The 17,968-nt window shown below is 56.1% G+C and carries 16 protein-coding genes; 13 read left to right on the top strand and 3 right to left on the bottom strand.

Annotated features, from left to right (window positions below; translation table 11 throughout):
- Positions 1 to 309 precede the first annotated feature (309 nt).
- The 4 genes from BY447_RS06010 (at position 310) to glnB (ending at position 4,266) form a co-directional block, all read left to right on the top strand.
- Positions 310 to 1,737 (top strand): sensor histidine kinase, encoded by a 1,428-nt coding sequence (locus tag BY447_RS06010; protein WP_110330754.1) that lies wholly within the window; start codon positions 310 to 312, stop codon positions 1,735 to 1,737.
- 3 nt (positions 1,738 to 1,740) lie between these two features.
- On the top strand, positions 1,741 to 2,409 hold the full coding sequence (qseG, locus tag BY447_RS06005) for a two-component system QseEF-associated lipoprotein QseG (RefSeq protein ID WP_107320023.1): 669 nt from the start codon (positions 1,741 to 1,743) through the stop codon (positions 2,407 to 2,409).
- Positions 2,409 to 3,743: a two-component system response regulator GlrR gene (gene glrR, locus BY447_RS06000; protein WP_061063753.1), complete on the top strand. Its 1,335-nt coding sequence runs from the start codon at positions 2,409 to 2,411 to the stop codon at positions 3,741 to 3,743. The genes qseG and glrR overlap by 1 nt, the downstream gene beginning before the upstream one ends.
- A 184-nt stretch (positions 3,744 to 3,927) precedes the next feature.
- Positions 3,928 to 4,266, top strand: coding sequence for a nitrogen regulatory protein P-II (gene glnB, locus BY447_RS05995; RefSeq protein ID WP_003848647.1), 339 nt, complete (start codon positions 3,928 to 3,930; stop codon positions 4,264 to 4,266).
- Between the two features lie 359 nt (positions 4,267 to 4,625).
- Here the strand turns inward: glnB and hmpA are convergent, their stop codons facing one another.
- Positions 4,626 to 5,810, bottom strand: a complete 1,185-nt coding sequence (gene hmpA, locus BY447_RS05985; protein ID WP_110330752.1) for an NO-inducible flavohemoprotein — start codon at positions 5,808 to 5,810, stop codon at positions 4,626 to 4,628.
- Positions 5,811 to 6,137: 327 nt separating this feature from the next.
- Between hmpA and glyA the strand changes: the two genes are divergently transcribed.
- Positions 6,138 to 7,391 carry a serine hydroxymethyltransferase gene (glyA, locus tag BY447_RS05980; RefSeq protein WP_013358744.1) on the top strand — a complete coding sequence of 418 codons (1,254 nt, stop codon included), beginning with the start codon at positions 6,138 to 6,140 and terminating at the stop codon, positions 7,389 to 7,391.
- Positions 7,392 to 7,519: 128 nt separating this feature from the next.
- Positions 7,520 to 8,668, top strand: coding sequence for a 3-phenylpropionate MFS transporter (locus BY447_RS05975; protein WP_110330751.1), 1,149 nt, complete (start codon positions 7,520 to 7,522; stop codon positions 8,666 to 8,668).
- On the opposite strand, the gene csiE is transcribed toward BY447_RS05975, so the two are convergent.
- Positions 8,650 to 9,918: a stationary phase inducible protein CsiE gene (gene csiE, locus BY447_RS05970; protein ID WP_110330750.1), complete on the bottom strand. Its 1,269-nt coding sequence runs from the start codon at positions 9,916 to 9,918 to the stop codon at positions 8,650 to 8,652. The two genes, BY447_RS05975 and csiE, sit on opposite strands and share 19 nt — an antisense overlap.
- A 155-nt stretch (positions 9,919 to 10,073) precedes the next feature.
- On the opposite strand from csiE, the gene BY447_RS05965 reads away from it, so the two are divergent.
- The 3 genes from BY447_RS05965 (at position 10,074) to BY447_RS05955 (ending at position 12,883) form a co-directional block, all read left to right on the top strand.
- Positions 10,074 to 10,700, top strand: coding sequence for a DUF1007 family protein (locus BY447_RS05965; protein ID WP_013358741.1), 627 nt, complete (start codon positions 10,074 to 10,076; stop codon positions 10,698 to 10,700).
- On the top strand, positions 10,691 to 11,665 hold the full coding sequence (locus BY447_RS05960; RefSeq protein ID WP_110330749.1) for a nickel/cobalt transporter: 975 nt from the start codon (positions 10,691 to 10,693) through the stop codon (positions 11,663 to 11,665). Before BY447_RS05965 ends, BY447_RS05960 begins: the two co-directional genes overlap by 10 nt.
- Positions 11,666 to 11,869: 204 nt before the next feature.
- Positions 11,870 to 12,883, top strand: a complete 1,014-nt coding sequence (locus tag BY447_RS05955) for a TIGR04086 family membrane protein (RefSeq protein WP_110330748.1) — start codon at positions 11,870 to 11,872, stop codon at positions 12,881 to 12,883.
- A gap of 63 nt (positions 12,884 to 12,946) precedes the next feature.
- Here BY447_RS05955 and suhB read toward each other — a convergent pair whose 3' ends face one another.
- Positions 12,947 to 13,750, bottom strand: a complete 804-nt coding sequence (gene suhB / locus BY447_RS05950; RefSeq protein WP_013358738.1) for an inositol-1-monophosphatase — start codon at positions 13,748 to 13,750, stop codon at positions 12,947 to 12,949.
- 132 nt (positions 13,751 to 13,882) lie between these two features.
- On the opposite strand from suhB, the gene trmJ reads away from it, so the two are divergent.
- The 4 genes from trmJ to pepB all read left to right on the top strand — a co-directional run bounded on the left by trmJ (position 13,883) and on the right by pepB (position 17,958).
- Positions 13,883 to 14,635, top strand: a complete 753-nt coding sequence (trmJ, locus tag BY447_RS05945; RefSeq protein ID WP_013358737.1) for a tRNA (cytosine(32)/uridine(32)-2'-O)-methyltransferase TrmJ — start codon at positions 13,883 to 13,885, stop codon at positions 14,633 to 14,635.
- Between the two features lie 130 nt (positions 14,636 to 14,765).
- The gene (gene iscR, locus BY447_RS05940) at positions 14,766 to 15,263 is read left to right on the top strand and encodes a Fe-S cluster assembly transcriptional regulator IscR (protein ID WP_013358736.1); all 498 of its coding nucleotides are present in this window, start codon (positions 14,766 to 14,768) and stop codon (positions 15,261 to 15,263) included.
- A gap of 88 nt (positions 15,264 to 15,351) precedes the next feature.
- On the top strand, positions 15,352 to 16,512 hold the full coding sequence (locus BY447_RS05935) for an IscS subfamily cysteine desulfurase (RefSeq protein ID WP_110330747.1): 1,161 nt from the start codon (positions 15,352 to 15,354) through the stop codon (positions 16,510 to 16,512).
- Between the two features lie 159 nt (positions 16,513 to 16,671).
- Positions 16,672 to 17,958 (top strand): aminopeptidase PepB, encoded by a 1,287-nt coding sequence (gene pepB, locus BY447_RS05930; RefSeq protein ID WP_110330746.1) that lies wholly within the window; start codon positions 16,672 to 16,674, stop codon positions 17,956 to 17,958.
- The last annotated feature ends 10 nt before the right edge of the window (positions 17,959 to 17,968 follow it).

The following is a 17,968-nucleotide window of genomic DNA, read 5'->3' as shown; positions in this document are numbered from 1 at the left end:
TTCTGGCATGGAACTTGCTATACTCATGCAGCTGCTCATTCACCTGTTTATGATTGCCCCGCTTAGCGGATAAGAGCTCATAAAGCCCGAATGACGCACCAAACGGAGCCTGCCGTCCACCTGACCGATAATCGCTTGCGTTATCAAACACCGGACGTAACGTTGAGTAAGGCTCCACCCATTCTTACGCGATGCACTACGCGTCGTGCCAGCGGCAGGCCATTGAGCCTGCCGTTTTCTTTTGTTCCCCTTTCTTCCGCAGACAGAGTCCGCTAGCATCCAGCCAGCGAATCTTAAGGAAGCGGCTGCGTGAAAAAATGGCGTTTATTTCCCCGTTCTCTGCGTCAGCTGGTGCTGATGGCGTTTGTCCTGGTGCTGCTGCCCCTGCTGGTGCTGGCCTGGCAGGCGTGGGAAAGTCTCTCTGCATTAAGCGAACAGGCTGCGGACACCAACCGCAATACCTTTACCGATGTACGCAGAAGTGAGGCGATGGCGCGAACGGCAGTTGAGCTGGAGCGTAGCTATCGCCAGTACTGCGTGCTGGATGATGCCTCGCTGGCGCGCCTCTATCAGACTCAGCATACCCGCTACAGTCAGATGCTGAGCTCACACAGCGCGAGCCTGCCCGAACTGCCCGCCTTCCAGACCTTACAGGCGACGCTGCCGCTGCTGACGCCACTGAAATGTGACAATGGCAATCCGGTGCCGGTTGCCGCAGAGGCGCTGGATCGCTTTTCTGCGACCAATGCGCAGATGGTGCAGGACACGCGCGAGGTGGTCTTTTCGCGTGGCTTACAGTTGCAGCGCGAAATTGCCGATCGCGGCCAGTTTTTTGGCTGGCAGGCGCTGATTCTGTTTATCATCAGTCTGGCACTGATGACGCTGTTTACCGGCATGATTATCGGTCCGGTTAAGCGCATTGAACGGATGATCAACCGGCTTGGCGAAGGGCGGGCACTGGGTAACCGCGGGACATTTCGCGGTCCGCGCGAATTACGATCGCTGGGACAACGCATCGTCTGGCTCAGCGAGCGGCTTCAGTGGCTGGAATCGCAGCGTCATGAATTTCTTCGCCATCTCTCTCACGAGCTGAAAACGCCGCTGGCCAGCCTGCGTGAAGGCACGGAACTGCTGGCGGACGAAGTCGCCGGCTCGCTGAATGCCGATCAAAAAGAAGTGGTCACTATCCTCGACAGCAGCAGCCGTCATCTGCAGCAGCTGATTGAACAGCTGCTCGATTACAACCGCAAACTGGCGGATGGCCCGATCGCGCTGGAGCCGGTCAGCGTGGCGGAGATTGTGGAAGATGTCGTTAACGCACATGCGCTTTCGGCCCGCGCCAAACTGATGCAGACGGTCGTCGATCTTAAGGTCAGTCACTGCCTGGCAGAACCGATGTTACTGATGCGGGTCATCGATAACCTCTATTCGAACGCCGTGAACTACGGCAGCGAATCCGGTACCATCTGGCTTCGCAGTCAGCAGCAGGGCGATCGGGTCTGGATTGAGGTCGCGAATAGCGGCTCGCCGATTCCGCCTGAAGAGCAGGCGATGATTTTTGAACCGTTCTACCAGGGCAGCCAGCAGCGTAAAGGGCCGGTGAAAGGCAGCGGGCTGGGATTGAGTATCGCCAAAGATTGCCTGCGCCGGATGCAGGGCGACCTGACGCTGGTCTCCTGCGAGCAGGCTGACGTCTGTTTTCGAATTGAACTGAACACCACAGCCGGGAAAGTCTGACTGATGAAATATTTACCCGCTTTGCTGTTGAGCACGCTGACTACGCTGCTCCTCAGCGGATGTACGACCTCCCCGGCCACCTCTTCTTTGCCGTCAGGCCATCAGGTGGCGGAACCCGAGGTCAGAATCGCTGATTACCTGGCGACCCGCTGCAGTGACCTGTGGCCGATAGAAAATAGTACGGCGCTGGGTAACACCCTCTACTGGATGCGGGCGATCGACTGTGCCGAACGTCTTTCTCCCGCGGAGGCCCGTGCCGAAGCCCATCGCTGGCCGGCTGAAAACTGGTCGCGCGCCTTCAAGCAGGGCGTACTGATGTCCAACGGCAACGTGACGCCTGTTGAACGTCGTCGCTATGTTGAAACCCTGGATCGCTACAGCAGCGATTTCCCGCAGTCCGTGCGCCCGCTGATTCAGCTGTGGCGCAGTAATCAGACCGCGCAGCTTGACCTCAGTGAAGCGCGCACCCGGTATGCCCATCTGCAGCAGAGCAGTGATACGCAGCTTGAGGCGATACGCCAGCAGATGGTGAAACAGCAGCAGCAGCTCAGCGACACGCAGCATAAGCTCGAGCGGCTGACTGACATCGAGCGTCAGCTTTCATCACGCAAAGCCCCGGATGTGTCTGACAGCGGTCACGGCACGGCACTGCCGCAGGATGAGGAGCAATGATGGTAAGACAAGCGGCAAAATTGCTGCTGGTGGATGACGATCCCAGCCTGCTGAAGCTGCTGGGCATGCGTCTTCGCAGCGAAGGATATCAGGTCACTACCGCGGCCAGCGGACCTGAAGCGTTGCGTCTGCTGCAGAAAGAGAAAATCGAGCTGGTGATCAGCGATCTGCGGATGGACGAGATGGACGGTCTGGCGCTGTTTGGCGAAATCCAGAAGCGTCACACCGGTCTGCCGGTGATTATCCTGACGGCGCACGGCTCCATTCCGGACGCGGTCTCTGCCACGCAGCAGGGCGTCTTCAGCTTCCTGACCAAGCCGGTGGACAAAGATGCGCTCTATAAAGCCATTGATGAGGCGCTGGCACAGCAGGCACCAGTCAGCGATGACCGCTGGCGCGAAGCGATTGTCACCCGCAGCCCGCTGATGTTGAAGCTGCTGGAGCAGGCGCACATGGTGGCGCAGTCCGACGTCAGCGTGCTGATTAACGGTCAGAGCGGCACCGGTAAAGAGATGCTGGCGCAGGCAATTCACGCCGCCAGCCCGCGTAACGGCAAGCCGTTTGTCGCCATTAACTGTGGCGCACTGCCTGAGCAACTGCTGGAATCAGAGCTGTTCGGTCACGCTAAAGGGGCGTTTACCGGCGCGGTCAGTGCCCGTGACGGTTTGTTTAAAACCGCTGGCGGCGGCACGCTGTTCCTGGATGAGATTGGCGATATGCCGCAACCGCTGCAGGTGAAATTGCTGCGGGTGCTGCAGGAGCGTAAGGTCAGGCCGCTGGGTAGCGATCACGATATTGAGATCGACGTGCGCATCATTTCAGCTACCCATCGCGATCTGCCAAAGGCGATGGAGAAGAAGGAATTCCGTGAGGATCTCTTCTATCGTCTGAATGTGGTGAATCTGAAGATTCCGGCGCTGCATCAGCGCACCGAAGATATCCCGCTGCTGGCTAATCATCTGTTACGTCAGGCGGCAGAAAGGCATAAACCGCAGATTCGCAGTTTTTCCGTCGATGCGATGAAGCGTCTGATGGCGGCCAGCTGGCCGGGCAACGTGCGTCAGCTGGTGAACGTAATTGAGCAATGCGTGGCACTGAGTTCATCGCCGGTGATTAGCGATGCGCTGGTGGAGCAGGCCTTAAGCGGCGAGAACAGCGCGTTGCCGACCTTTGCTGAGGCGCGCAATCAGTTTGAGCTGAACTATCTGCGTAAGCTGTTGCAGATGACCAAAGGCAATGTGACCAACGCCGCACGTCTGGCCGGGCGTAATCGCACGGAGTTCTATAAGCTGCTGTCCCGGCATGAACTGGACGCCAGTGATTTCAAAGAGTAGCGGGGGCGGCGAAGTGATACCGGGAGGTTGACTGATCAGGCCCGACGCAGAATGGCTGCAGTCAGCGCAATCTGACAGCGCTTGCGGCAACCTGAAGAAACCCGGATATTACCGCCCGACAGCGCCAGTAACATTTATACTTGATAAACCCTCTGACCATGGAGGGAGTGAAAAAGGGTCTGACATGAAAAAGATTGATGCGATTATCAAACCATTCAAACTCGATGATGTTCGTGAAGCCTTAGCGGAAGTGGGCATCACCGGGATGACCGTGAGTGAAGTGAAGGGCTTTGGCCGCCAGAAAGGGCACACCGAGCTGTACCGCGGCGCAGAGTATATGGTCGATTTTTTACCTAAAGTGAAAATCGAGATGGTGGTGGGCGACGATATCGTTGATACCTGCGTCGAGACCATTATGCGCACGGCGCAGACCGGCAAAATCGGTGATGGTAAGATCTTCGTCTTCGACGTGGCGCGCGTAGTGCGTATCCGTACGGGTGAAGAGGATGAAGAGGCGATCTGATAACCTCTTTATCAGCATAAAGAAGCCCGCGCTGCGGGCTTTTTTTATGCTGGGACTTGGTGAGGTTGGCTTTGAAACCGAGCCCGCTCCGGGAACACGGTCAGATCGGAAAGACGCAAAACCCGCCATCCATGGCACGCTCGGCCCGCGCGATTACGCACCTCATCCCTGAGGTGCGCCCGTAAACGGGCCAACGCGCTGCGTTGTTCAAAAACGCTCCCGGCGTTTTTGTCCATGACGCGGGACGCTTTCCTCCTCTGCCCGTGTTCCCCTCGCTTTAGACTTATGTGCGGCTGCCTGGTTTACATTGGATTTGTTGGCAATTTAAACACGCGCTGCGAGCTTTTTTTATGGCTCAATCACATACCTTTGTGCGGACCAAAGAGTTCGTAATGGATGTGTGAATCTGCCACACCGGCATCACGCAGTTGCGCCACCACATGTTGCATAAAAGGCAGCGGGCCGCAGAGGTAGAAATGGGTGTCAGGTGAGGTGAGACGTGCTGAAAGCGCGGTGATATCCATCAGACCCTGCGCGTCATAGCGACCGGCATCTTCAGCCGCGGGATCGCGGTACCAGACATGACTGACGAAATCGGCGAGCTGTGCGCCTGTGTCACGAACTTCCGCGCTAAACGCATGCTGTTTACTGTTATCTGCGGCATGCAGCCAGCTGACCAGCGCGCGGTGCTGGCTTGCTGCCAGCGCATGGAGCATCGCCAGCATCGGCGTCTGACCCACGCCTGCGGAAATCAGCGCTACTGGCGTGACAGGATCGACCTCAAGGAAGAAGTCGCCGTGCGGTGCGGCGAGCATCAGTTCATCACCCACCTTGCCATTCTGATGCAGCCAGCCGGAGACGGTGCCCTGCGCTTCACGTTTCACCGCGATGCGATACGCTTTGCCATTGCTGAGATGCGTCAGCGAGTACTGACGAATCTGGTGATGTTCGAAGCTGGCAGGCTGCAGGTGGACTGTCAGATACTGACCGGGCTTAAAGGCGGCGACCGGGCCGCCATCTACCGGCGTAAAGGTAAAGCTTTTAATCACATCGCTCTGCTGCGCAATCGCGCTGATGCGAAACGCCCGGGTGCCGCGCCAGCCGCCGGTTTGCTGCTCCGTGGCCTGATAAATTTCCTCTTCGCGATTGATGAATACGCTCGCCAGTACGCCGTAGGCCTGGCCCCATGCCGCCAGCGCCTCTTCGCCTGGATCCAGCAGCTCTTTGATGGTGGCCAGCAGATTTTCACCGACGATGGCGTACTGCGCAGGCTGGATATTCAGGCTGGTATGTTTCTGCGCAATCTTTTCCACTGCAGGCAGCAGCGCCGCCAGATTCTCCAGATTCGCGCCATAGGCACAGATGGCGTTGAACAGCGCTTCACGCTGATCGCCGTTGCGCTGGTTGTTCATGTTGAAGACGTTTTTGAGTTCCGGATGGTGCGACAGCATGCGGTCATAGAAGTGGGCCGTAAGCTTTGGGCCGCAGGCAGCGATGGCAGGCAGGGTCGATTTAACGGTAGCGATGGTGTGGGCATCAAGCATAGAAGTAGCCTCTCAGATAAACATGTATTTTAAATGCATCTTATAGCCGCTTCGTCTGCGGTGTAAATAACCCAATGAACTTTCTGGTTGTCTGAGTGGCAACTTTTTAGTGCATCATGAAAAACCTTCGTCACAACCTGAAGAAAAATCGTGGCGTCTGAACGGGGTAAAAAGGTGTAAAAATGCCGTGCCAGCAGCCAGCCAATCGTTTGCGTAAAAAGAGGCGGTTCACCCTACCTTCACCTGTTAAAACGGTTTACACTGTGGGCCTTCGCCCCTGAAGGGGGGTAAATACCGTCAGAAAGTTAGCTGAGTCAGGAGATCCGGATGTTAAAGCGTGATATGAACATTGCCGATTACGATGCCGAGTTGTGGCAGGCAATGGAGCAGGAGACAGTGCGTCAGGAAGAGCACATTGAACTGATTGCTTCTGAAAACTACACCAGCCCGCGTGTTATGCAGGCGCAGGGTTCTCAGCTCACCAATAAATACGCTGAAGGCTATCCGGGCAAACGCTACTACGGCGGCTGTGAGTACGTTGATATCGTTGAGCAACTGGCGATCGACCGTGCAAAAGAACTGTTTGGCGCTGATTACGCTAACGTGCAGCCACACTCTGGTTCCCAGGCTAACTTCGCGGTTTACACCGCGCTGCTGCAGCCGGGCGATACCATCCTCGGGATGAACCTGGCGCACGGTGGACACCTGACTCACGGATCACCGGTTAACCTGTCCGGCAAACTCTATAACGTAGTGGCTTACGGTATCGATGAGACCGGTAAAATCGACTATGACGAACTGGCTGAACTGGCGAAAACCCACAAGCCAAAAATGATCGTTGGCGGATTCTCGGCGTACTCCGGCGTCTGCGACTGGGCGAAAATGCGCGAAATCGCGGATAGCGTAGGTGCATGGCTGTTTGTCGATATGGCACACGTTGCTGGCCTGATTGCCGCAGAAGTCTATCCAAGCCCGATTCCACATGCGCACATCGTGACCTCCACCACCCACAAAACGCTGGCGGGTCCGCGCGGCGGCATCATTCTGGCGAAAAACGGCGACGAAGATTTCTATAAGAAACTGAACTCTGCTGTCTTCCCTGGCGGGCAGGGTGGTCCACTGATGCACGTTATCGCCGGTAAAGCAGTTGCCTTTAAAGAGGCGATGGAGCCAGAGTTCAAAACCTACCAGCAGCAGGTGGCAAAAAACGCCAAAGCGATGGTAGAAGTGCTGATCGAGCGTGGCTATGACATCGTGTCTGGCGGCACCCATAACCATCTGTTCCTGATCGATCTGGTGAGCAAGAACCTGACCGGTAAAGAAGCCGATGCGGCGCTGGGCCGTGCCAATATCACGGTTAACAAGAACAGCGTGCCAAACGATCCGAAAAGCCCGTTTGTGACGTCCGGTATCCGTATCGGTACACCAGCAGTTACCCGTCGTGGCTTCAAAGAAGCAGACGTGCGTGAGCTGGCTGGCTGGATTGCCGATGTGCTGGATAACATCAATGACGAAGCAACCATTGAGCGCACCAAGAAGAAAGTGCTGGATATCTGCAGCCGTCTGCCGGTCTACGCTTAATCGCTAACCTGTTGTGAGACAGCATAAAAAGGATGGCATCTGCCATCCTTTTTTATTGCCTGTCCCGCGGCGCTCTGCCAGAGTAGCGCCCACTCATGCTGCGAGGCAGCACACTTGCTGGAGGGAATATGGCAATCGGCTCCGCCAGATGGCTCGGATTGGGCTACTTCACTTACTTCTTCTGTTACGGCATCTATCTGCCATTCTGGGGCGTGTGGCTGAAAGGCACCGGCCTGGATGCTGAGAAGATTGGCCTGCTGCTTGGCTGTGGTATGGTCGCGCGCTTCGTCGGTAGTCTGCTTATCGCTTCTCAGGTTAAGAATCCCAGCCGGTTGATTACGGCGCTGCGTCTGCTGGCGTTGATGACCTGCCTGTTCGCCGCCGGTTTTTGGGTAGGTGAGCAGTGGATGTGGCTGCTGACTGTGATGATCGGCTTTAACCTCTTCTTCTCGCCGCTGGTGCCGCTCAGTGATGCGCTGGCCGCGACCTGGACACAGCAGATTGGGCTGGCGTACGGGCCGGTGCGGCTGTGGGGATCGCTGGCCTTTGTAATCAGCTCGGCGTTAACCGGCGTGCTGGTCAGTGCTTACTCCTCTCAGGCTATTCTGCTGCTGCTTTCCGTTGGTATCATCGCCATGCTCGCGGGCATGATGCTGAGACCGGCCACCCAGCCACAGGGTCATGAGCGTCAGAGTGCTGCGGGCGGCGGCTGGCAGGAATGGCGTGATTTGCTGCGTGAAAATGCAGTATGGCGATTTATGCTCTGCGTAACGCTGCTGCAAGGCGCGCACGCTGCCTATTACGGCTTCAGCGCTATCTGGTGGCAGGAGAGCGGCTACTCCGCCTCGACGGTGGGTTATCTCTGGTCGCTGGGCGTAGTGGCGGAAATTATCGTGTTCGCTCTGAGCAGCCGCCTGTTCCGCCGCTGGAGCGCGCGTGACCTGCTGCTGCTTTCAGGCATCTGCGCGCTGATCCGCTGGGGCCTGCTGGGAGCCAGCACCGCGTTGCCGCTGCTGATTGTGGCGCAAATCCTTCACTGTGGCAGTTTCACCGTCTGTCATCTGGCGGCGATGCGCTTTATCGCGGCGCGGCAGGGGGCGGAAGTGATCCGGCTACAGTCGCTCTATTCCGCGCTGGCGATGGGCGGGGGTATTGCAGTAATGACCATGATCTGCGGCGTGCTGTTCGCGCATCTGCAGGGGCATCTTTTCTGGGTGATGGCACTGGTGGCCCTGCCCGCACTGTTCCTGCGTCCCGGCTACGACTCCAGTAAATAACGAATGCGCTGCTGATGGTGCAGCGTCAGCGGCAGTTCCGCATGCACCAGCGGCGGAGAGAATAAGGGCAGCGAAGTAGGGTAGGGCGAAATGATGATGTCGACATCCCGCGGCGCGCCGTCCCGCTGAAACTGCTTGACGTCCAGGTAGGAAATATTGACAGGCAGCAGCGTGATCTCCCGGATCTGCTGCTCCACGTCCTGCTCCAGATCGGCATCGTCGCCGGTCAGGATCAGGACCTGTTTCTCCTGCAGCGCACTCTCCTGCATCAGCCAGGCACCAAATATAATGGTGACTAAACTCACCTCTTCCGGCGTAAAAGTAATGTTGTAATGCTGCTCAAAAGCCTGCAGGGCCTGCTGAGTGGTGCGCAGCAGGCGAGGATAGAGGCGGCTGACATCCAGTGCGACGCTATTGTCGATACCGATAGTAAAGTGAGTGCGATCCAGCGCCTGCGCCAGATGCGGGTAGAGCTGGTGCAGCAGTTCGTCGCGGTCAGCAAAAGTGATTTCGGCGCAGGCTTCAAAGTCATTGATCAGTTGCTGCGTCGCGTTCATCAACTGCTGTTCAGCAGGATGGGTAATTGCGTCCACGACCGGCGTATGAATCTGGCTGAACAGCAGCGTCCAGAAGTCGATTTCACTGACGTGCGGGGCAAGATGGCAGCGTTTTCGCCAGTGATGTATCACATCTTCGGCGGCCTGCCGCTCAGGCTTCTGCTGCAGCCAGAGAGACTGCGCCTCACTGAACAGCACCGGCTGACGCTGGCACAAGCCATACTTCATAAATATCTGCAGAAAAAGCCGGTCGCGTTCGCTGAAATCACGCTTCAGACGCAGGCTGCAGTGCTGAATCAGCGCCTGTAAATTGGTCTCATCCCACAACGCTTTTTCAATCTTCATGACCTTCAGGCGCTGACGCAGCGGCGTGGCAAAATGCTGGCAGACAAAGTCCTGCGATAAACGCAGACTGCGTCGCAGGTTGTGCAACAGACAAAGGCGCCGGTCCAGCTCTGTACCATGAAGACGAAAGCTGCCATCCACCATCTGATGCAATTCCAGCTGGTGATATCGCTGTATCTCAAGGCCTACATCCGCGATATCCTGTCGGGCAACGGCAGGATCGATGCCATTCAGCTGGCAGATTTTTTCAAGCGTAAGCACGGGTGCGGGCAGAAACAGCAACAATAAAAGATGGCACTGACGCTGTGAACGGGTGAAGAGTGGTGCCAAAGGGGTAGCAGAACTCATCAATTAGATTTCCAGCAGGCTAATTTGAGCTAAGCGTAGTCAACCCGGTCAGCGCCCGCGCGGTTTACGCGGTTTATTTGCCGGAGGTTTAAGGCGGGTCACAAAATTTTGTTACTTATAGATTCTTTTCATCAGGAACGTTACTTTATAACATTATGAAACGCGCACTCTTTGCCTTACTGATGGTATTAAGTCCGGCTCTGCTGGCCCATCCTCACAGCTTCATCGACATGAAAACCGAGCTGGTGGTGCAGGGTGACACCTTTACCGGATTAAAGATGACCTGGACCATGGATGAGATCACCTCCGCCGACCTGCTGTATGACGCGGGTGAGGCGAAGCCAGGCAGCGTGGTGTGGAAAAAGCTGGCGGCGGGCGTGATGGCGAACGTACTGGGCCAGCACTACTTTTCTGAAATCTGGCACAACCAACAGCGGGTAAAGTTTTTGAATCTGCCAACGGAATATAATCTGTCGCGTAGCGGTCACAAAGCGGTGCTGGAATTTGTTCTGCCGCTGGCGGAGCCCCCGACGCTGGCCGGGCAGCGCTTTGAGATCCTGACCTTCGATCCCACTTACTTCGTCGATATGTTCTATGACAATCCCGGCGCGTTAACGCTGCCGCCGGCGTTGCAGACCCGCTGTAAATTTGCGCTCAATACGCCAAAACCCAATGACTCTCTGAAGCAGTATGCGCTGTCGCTGGATAAAGCCGATGCGCCTGCGGAGGAGATGGATTTAGGTCGCCAGTTCGCACAAACGGTGGTACTGACATGTCAGTAATCTCCGCCCCCCTGCGGGCTTCCCGGCTCTGGCCGCTGTGGTTACTGGCGGGACTTTTCATCGGCGGCGCATTGCTGGTCTGGCTTTACTGGTCGCAGATTCTGCTGCAGAGCGTGTTGTGGCAGAAAGATCTGCACCGCCAGATGACCCAGCTGTTACAACAGGTGGCGGAGCAGCCCAACAAGGCGGGCCTCTCGCTGGTGATATTCAGCCTGCTCTATGGCGTGCTGCACGCGCTGGGTCCGGGCCACGGCAAAGTGGTGATCGCGACCTTTCTGGCAACTCATCCTGCAAAAGTGAAAACCAGTATCAGGCTGACGCTACTCGCCTCGCTGTTGCAGGGTTCGGTGGCGATTGGGCTGGTGACGGTGATGCTGGTGGTGCTGAAAACCTCGTCGCGCCAGCTGCATCTCAGCAGTTTCTGGCTGGAGAAGGGCAGTTATCTGCTGGTGATTGGGCTGGGCGTGATGATCGGGTATCGGGCGCTGCGTTCACTGTGGCGGGCATTGCGTCCAGCTCCGGTATTTCGTGCCTTCCGGCCCCACCATCAGCATGATGAGCATTGCGGCTGCGGGCATGCGCATCTGCCAACCCCGCAGCAGATGAGCGGCAACGTTAGCTGGAAAACCCAGCTGCTGGTGGTGGTGTCGATGGGATTACGTCCCTGCTCCGGCGCGATTATGATGCTGCTGTTTGCCAAAGTGATTGGTGTTTATGGCTGGGGCATTCTCTCTGCTGCCGTGATGGCGGTCGGCACGGCGCTGACCATTTCGGCGATTGGCCTGCTGGTGCAGCAGGCGCGCTCGGTGGCGCAACGGCTGGCACAGCCTGGTGCAGTCTCAGGCATCTCGCGACTATTGTTGCCAACGCTGGCCTTAACCGGTAGCCTGATTTTAATTGTGGCGGGCATCGCATTATGGCAGTCAGCACAGCTGACGGCAGGCGGCGGAATTCGACCTTTCTGATTATAAACGCAGCGGGAATAAAATTCCCGCGGTTATCCTTACCTCGCTAATTATCTCTTAATTCATCTCTTTATTTTTTTCTCAGGGCAGTTTAGTGGAGAAATGACTATTCCCTGTCTACGCTGTTAATACCAAAACGGCATTCCGCCGTCGGGATGATAAAAGATCAGAGCAGTTTTCTGTTTATTGCGAGGAGTATATTTCATGGCTGATACCCGTATTAATAATGGCTACACCGAAACGCTGGCGACCGGGCCGGCAGGATTACCGTTAAAACGTATTTCCTGGAGCGCGGTGTTTGCCGGTGTTATTTGTGCATTAATCGTTCATATCATTCTGACGCTGCTGGGAACCGCCATTGGTGCTACCACCATTGATCCGATGAAAGAACAGAATCCGCTGGACGGCCTTGGCACTGGCGCGCTGGTCTGGACGGCCATTGAAATGCTGGTCGCGATGGCGGCGGGTAGTTATGTTGCCGGTCGACTGGCACAGCGTGAAGGCGCACTGCACGGTTTACTGATGTTTGGCCTTAGCACAATTTTCACTATTTATCTGGCAATTGCGCTGGCAACCAGCGTATTAGGTGGCGCGATGAATATTGTGGGTTCAGGCTTCCAGGCGCTGGGCAGTGGTATTTCCGCCGCTGCGCCTTCGGTCACGCAAATGGCAAAAGAAAAGCTGCAGGAAAATAATATTAATTTAGACAGCCTGCAGAACGAACTTGAAACCACATTACGCCAGACCGGTAAGCCGGAATTACAGCCAGAGAATCTGAAGCAGGACGCAAATAAAGAAGCGCAGAATGCGGAAAACCAGGCTAACAACACCGCGAACCATCCGCAGACAGCCGATACCGATCTGACTAACTGGGTCAAAGGTGTACTGGATCGTCATTCAGATACCCTGCAGGCAGCCGACCGTGACGCACTGAAAAATATCATCAAAGCGCGTACCGGTAAAAGCGATGAGGAAGTGGATCAGATCGTTGCGAAAACCGAGCAGAGCTATCAGCAGGCCGTTCAGAAGTATAATGAACTGAAACAGCAGGCTGAGCAGAAAGCACGTGAAGCGGGCGAAAAAGCCGCTGCTGCGACCGCTAAAGCGAGCTGGTATGCCCTGATTCTTTTGATCATCGAAGCCGTACTGGCTGGTGTGATGGGTATGGTGGGTCGTCGTACTCAGCCCCGTCAGGTGCTGGCACACGAACGTCGTTAATCATCACTGATTCGCAGGCAATAAAAAAGGCGGCTGATAAGCCGCCTTTTTCTATACTGAAACTTAGCGTTTTAACGCTTCGCTCAGCTCATCACGCATGTTCGACAGCATGGCTTTTACTACGCGCGGGTTACCCGCGACCAGGTTACCTGACAGCAGATAGCCGTGGTTACCGGTGAAGTCAGTGACCAGACCGCCCGCTTCACGAACCAGCAGTTCACCCGCCGCAAAATCCCACGGCTTCAGGCCAATCTCAAAGTAGCCATCTACGCGACCCGCAGCCACATAGGCCAGATCCAGCGCAGCAGAACCGGTGCGACGGAAGTCAGCGCACTGAGTGAAGAGTTTGGTCAGGATGTTCATGTAAGCAGGCGCGTGCTGCTTCATTTTGAACGGGAAGCCCGTTGCCAGAACGGTGCCATCCAGATCGCGCGCAATGCTGCCACGCAGGCGATAGCCATTCAACTGAGCGCCCTGGCCACGTGAAGAGGTGAACAGTTCATTGCGCATTGGATCGTAAACGACGGCGACTTCAGTGCGGCCTTTGATGCGCACCGCGATTGAAACAGCAAAGTGGGGCAGACGTTTGATGAAGTTGGAGGTGCCATCCAGCGGATCGATAACCCATTGAACATCCTGATCTTCGCCCGCCAGTTCACCGCTTTCTTCAGTGATGATGGTATGTTTCGGGTAAGATTTACGAATAATTTCGATAATCAGGCGTTCTGCTTCGCGGTCAACATTGGTTACGAAGTCGTTGCTGCCTTTCTGGCTGGCTTCGACGGCGTCCGGGGTTTCATAATATTTGGCAATTAAATTTCCGGCCTTGCGCGCTGCGCGCACGGCAATGTTGAGCATTGGATGCATCGGTATCTCTCGCTGGATGTTAAAGAACGGGGAAAACGGCGCGGAGTATAGCAGCGTGTTCGGTAAATGTCCTGCTTTATGTTACGATTCTCTCCACTGATTTTACTGACCCGTTTCTGAGTATCCCTAATCATGTTGCAAAATATTCGTATCGTGCTGGTCGAAACTTCTCACACCGGTAACATGGGCTCCGTTGCGCGCGCCATGAAAACCATGGGTTTAACCAACCTCTATCTGGTTAATCCGCTGGTCAAACCCGACTCACAGGCGATCTCCCTGGCTGCCGGTGCCAGTGACGTTATCGGCGACGCAAAAATCGTCGATTCACTGGATGAGGCAATTGCCGGATGCAGTCTGGTGGTCGGTACCAGCGCACGTTCGCGTTCGCTGCCCTGGCCGATGCTGGATGCACGTGAATGCGGCGTAAAAAGTGTGGAAGAGGGCCAGCAGGCACCGGTCGCACTGGTGTTTGGTCGTGAACGCGTTGGCCTGACCAACGAAGAGTTGCAGAAGTGCCACTATCACGTCGCGATTCAGGCTAACCCGGAGTACAGCTCGCTGAACCTGGCGATGGCAGTACAGATTATCGCCTATGAAGTGCGCATGGCATGGTTACAGTCGCAGGAGCAGGCCAGCCCGCCGCCAAAGTTTGAAGAATCGCCTTATCCGCTGGTGGATGACCTTGAGCGCTTCTATCAGCATATGGAACAGATGATGCTGAACAGCGGCTTTATCCGTGAAGCCAATCCAGGCCAGGTGATGAGCAAACTGCGTCGTCTTTATACCCGCGCCCGTCCGGAACGTGATGAACTGAACATCCTGCGCGGTATGCTTTCGTCGTTTGAAAAGCGAAAAAACGAGAAAAAAGAACCAGATAATAGTTGAGTAAATTACCTGGTTAAATACCTGACTAATTTACCAGGTTAAATAGTTGACCAATTTACTCGGGAATGTCAGACTTCATGGCATCTGTTGCTAATCCTCCGATAACCGGACGCTATTGAGGTCGTACGCTATGAGACTGACATCCAAAGGACGTTATGCCGTTACTGCAATGCTGGACGTTGCCCTTCACTCCCATGAAGGTCCGGTCCCGCTGGCTGATATTTCAGAACGTCAGGGCATCTCGCTCTCCTATCTGGAGCAGTTATTCTCCCGACTGCGTAAAAACGACCTGGTTTCCAGCGTTCGTGGCCCGGGTGGCGGTTATCTGCTGGGTAAAGCGTCAGACACCATCTCTGTCGGCGAAGTGATCACTGCGGTTGATGAGTCAGTTGATGCCACTAAATGCCAGGGCAAAGAAGGCTGCCAGGGCGGTGAGCGTTGTCTGACTCACGTGCTGTGGCGCGATCTGAGCGTGCGTATCAGTGACTTCCTGAACAATATTACGCTGGCTGAGCTGGTGAATAATCAGGAGATTCTGGATGTGGCCGATCGTCAGAATGCGATCGATAATCGTCGCTTCCAGAGCCCGCGTTCGCAGGAAATTAACGTCAACCAGCGCGCCTCGTAATCCCCGCTGTTGCGGCCCTTACTGCTAACGCGGTCAGGGCCGAATCTGCTATAAAGACGTATGATTTTCTATACGGAGCTGTAGCGCAATGAAATTACCGATTTACCTGGATTATGCCGCCACCACGCCGGCCGATCCGCGTGTAGCCAGCAAAATGATGCAGTTTCTGACGCTGGATGGCACGTTCGGTAATCCGGCTTCGCGATCGCACCGTTTTGGCTGGCAGTCTGAAGAAGCGGTCGATGTTGCCCGCAATCAGATTGCCGAACTGGTCAACGCCGATCCGCGCGAAATCGTCTTTACCTCTGGCGCCACCGAATCCGATAACCTCGCGATTAAAGGCGCAGCCCACGCCCATCAGGCGCGCGGCAAACATATCATCACCAGCCAGACGGAACACAAAGCGGTGCTCGACAGCTGTCAGCAGCTGGAGCGCGAAGGTTTTGATGTCACGTATCTGACGCCGGCAGCTAACGGCATTGTCTCGCCTGAACAGCTGCGTGCGGCGCTGCGCGATGACACCATTCTGGTTACTCTGATGCACGTTAATAATGAAACCGGCGTGGTTCAGGATATCGCCGCCTTTGGTGAACTCTGCCGCGAGCGTGAGATTCTGTTTCATGTGGATGCGACCCAGAGCGTCGGTAAGTTGCCCATCGACCTCAGCCAGTTACCGGCCGATTTGATGTCATTTTCGGCCCACAAACTCTATGGTCCGAAAGGCATCGGTGCGCTCTATGTGCGGCGTAAACCGCGCGTACAGATTGCTGCGCAAATCCACGGCGGCGGGCATGAACGCGGGATGCGCTCCGGCACCCTGCCGGTGCATCAGATTGTCGGTATGGGCGAGGCCTATCGTATCGCGGCTGAAGAGCGCGAAACGGAGATGGCGCGTCTGCAGGCGCTGCGCGATCGTCTGTGGCAGGGCATCAGCACGCTGCCGGACGTTACTCTCAATGGCGATCCGCATCAGTGTGTGCCGAACATTCTTAACATCAGTTTCGCTGACGTTGAGGGTGAATCCCTGATTATGGCGCTGAAAGATCTGGCCCTCTCTTCCGGCTCGGCCTGTACCTCTGCCAGCCTGGAGCCTTCCTATGTTTTACGCGCGCTGGGCGTAAGTGAGGAGCTGGCGCACAGTTCGCTGCGCTTCTCGTTGGGACGCTTCACGACCCAAGAAGAGATCGACTACGCCATCGCCCTGGTGCAGAAGTCGGTGACCCGGCTGCGGGCCTTAATGAAATCCTGATACCCGGTCATAGTCCGGAAACTGCGTCAATATGGGCGCTTCGCTGGCATCGTCCGGCGGAATCTGTTATCAGGTCTCTGCGAAATACATTTAACATCTTATTAAAGCCGTCATAACAATCAGGCTGGATGAAACAGATAACGATTACGGAGCTTTTCGATGACCACACAACCCATGAACATTACGCTTAGCAGCCAGCCCGCCGATGCGCGCTGGGGCGAAAAAGCGATTCTGAGCAGCAACGACAGCGGTATGACGCTGCATCTGACCGGCGCGGATGCGCTGAATACCATTCAGCGTGCGGCGCACAAAATCGACAGCCAGGGCATCCGCCACGTGGCGCTGACCGGCGAAGGCTGGCACCTGGAGCAGTGCTGGGCATTCTGGCAGGGCTTCCGTGGCCCGAAAGGCCAGCGTCAGGTTGAGTGGCCAGCGCTGGGCGAACATGAGCAGGCGGAGTTTGATCGCCGTCTGAAAATCATCGACTGGGTCCGCAACGTGATTAACCTGCCTGCAGAAGATCTGGGGCCGGAACAACTGGCGCATACGGCCATCGATCTGATCAGTGAAGTGGGCGGCAGCGCCGTCAGCTATCGCATTACCAAAGGCGACGATCTGCGCGTTCAGGGCTATATGGGCCTGCACACGGTGGGACGGGGTTCAAATCGCCCGCCGGTTTACCTGGCGCTCGACTACAACCCAACCGGCGATGAGAATGCACCGGTCTATGCCTGTCTGGTCGGTAAAGGCATCACCTTTGATACCGGCGGCTACAGCCTGAAGCAGAGCAGCTTCATGGACTCAATGAAGTCTGACATGGGCGGCGCGGCGACCGTTACCGGCGCACTGGCAATGGCGATTTCGCGTGGTCTGAACAAGCGCGTCAAACTCTACCTCTGCTGTGCCGATAACATGGTCAGCAGCAACGCCTTCAAGCTCGGCGACATCATTCGCTATCGCAACGGCAAATCGGTGGAAGTGATGAACACCGATGCGGAGGGTCGCCTTGTCCTGGCCGACGGTTTAATCGACGCCAGCGAGCAGAACCCGACGCTGATCATCGATGCTGCCACGCTGACCGGCGCGGCTAAAACCGCGCTGGGCAACGATTATCATGCGCTGTTTACCTTTGATGATGTGATGGCGCAGTCGCTGATGGGCAGCGCGGTGAGTGAGAACGAGCCTTTCTGGCGTCTGCCGCTGGCTGAATTCCACCGCAGCCATCTGCCGTCTAACTTCGCCGATCTCAATAACATCGCCAGCCCGTCTCATGCGGCAGGCGCCAGCAGTGCGGCAGCGTTCCTGTCCCACTTCGTGAGCAACTATCAGCAGGGCTGGCTGCACATCGACTGTTCCGCCACCTATCGTAAAGGGGCAGTTGATCAATGGGCGGCGGGTGCAACAGGTCTTGGCGTGCGAACCATCGCTAATCTGTTACTGAAATAAGAAGGGCTCA

This window comes from Pantoea sp. JKS000250 (assembly GCF_003201065.1).
Taxonomy (GTDB): Bacteria; Pseudomonadota; Gammaproteobacteria; order Enterobacterales; family Enterobacteriaceae; genus Pantoea; species Pantoea vagans.
This window is presented reverse-complemented; position numbering and strand designations above follow the sequence as displayed.

Bases quoted from the DNA above. Each gene is read 5' to 3' on its own strand.
- qseG (WP_107320023.1), top strand. From the start codon at position 1,741: ATGAAATATTTACCCGCTTTGCTGTTGAGCACGCTGACTACGCTGCTC.
- glrR (WP_061063753.1), top strand. From the start codon at position 2,409: ATGGTAAGACAAGCGGCAAAATTGCTGCTGGTGGATGACGATCCCAGC.
- glnB (WP_003848647.1), top strand. From the start codon at position 3,928: ATGAAAAAGATTGATGCGATTATCAAACCATTCAAACTCGATGATGTT.
- hmpA (WP_110330752.1), bottom strand. From the start codon at position 5,810: ATGCTTGATGCCCACACCATCGCTACCGTTAAATCGACCCTGCCTGCC.
- glyA (WP_013358744.1), top strand. From the start codon at position 6,138: ATGTTAAAGCGTGATATGAACATTGCCGATTACGATGCCGAGTTGTGG.
- BY447_RS05975 (WP_110330751.1), top strand. From the start codon at position 7,520: ATGGCAATCGGCTCCGCCAGATGGCTCGGATTGGGCTACTTCACTTAC.
- csiE (WP_110330750.1), bottom strand. From the start codon at position 9,918: ATGAGTTCTGCTACCCCTTTGGCACCACTCTTCACCCGTTCACAGCGT.
- BY447_RS05965 (WP_013358741.1), top strand. From the start codon at position 10,074: ATGAAACGCGCACTCTTTGCCTTACTGATGGTATTAAGTCCGGCTCTG.
- BY447_RS05960 (WP_110330749.1), top strand. From the start codon at position 10,691: ATGTCAGTAATCTCCGCCCCCCTGCGGGCTTCCCGGCTCTGGCCGCTG.
- BY447_RS05955 (WP_110330748.1), top strand. From the start codon at position 11,870: ATGGCTGATACCCGTATTAATAATGGCTACACCGAAACGCTGGCGACC.
- suhB (WP_013358738.1), bottom strand. From the start codon at position 13,750: ATGCATCCAATGCTCAACATTGCCGTGCGCGCAGCGCGCAAGGCCGGA.
- trmJ (WP_013358737.1), top strand. From the start codon at position 13,883: ATGTTGCAAAATATTCGTATCGTGCTGGTCGAAACTTCTCACACCGGT.
- iscR (WP_013358736.1), top strand. From the start codon at position 14,766: ATGAGACTGACATCCAAAGGACGTTATGCCGTTACTGCAATGCTGGAC.
- BY447_RS05935 (WP_110330747.1), top strand. From the start codon at position 15,352: ATGAAATTACCGATTTACCTGGATTATGCCGCCACCACGCCGGCCGAT.
- pepB (WP_110330746.1), top strand. From the start codon at position 16,672: ATGACCACACAACCCATGAACATTACGCTTAGCAGCCAGCCCGCCGAT.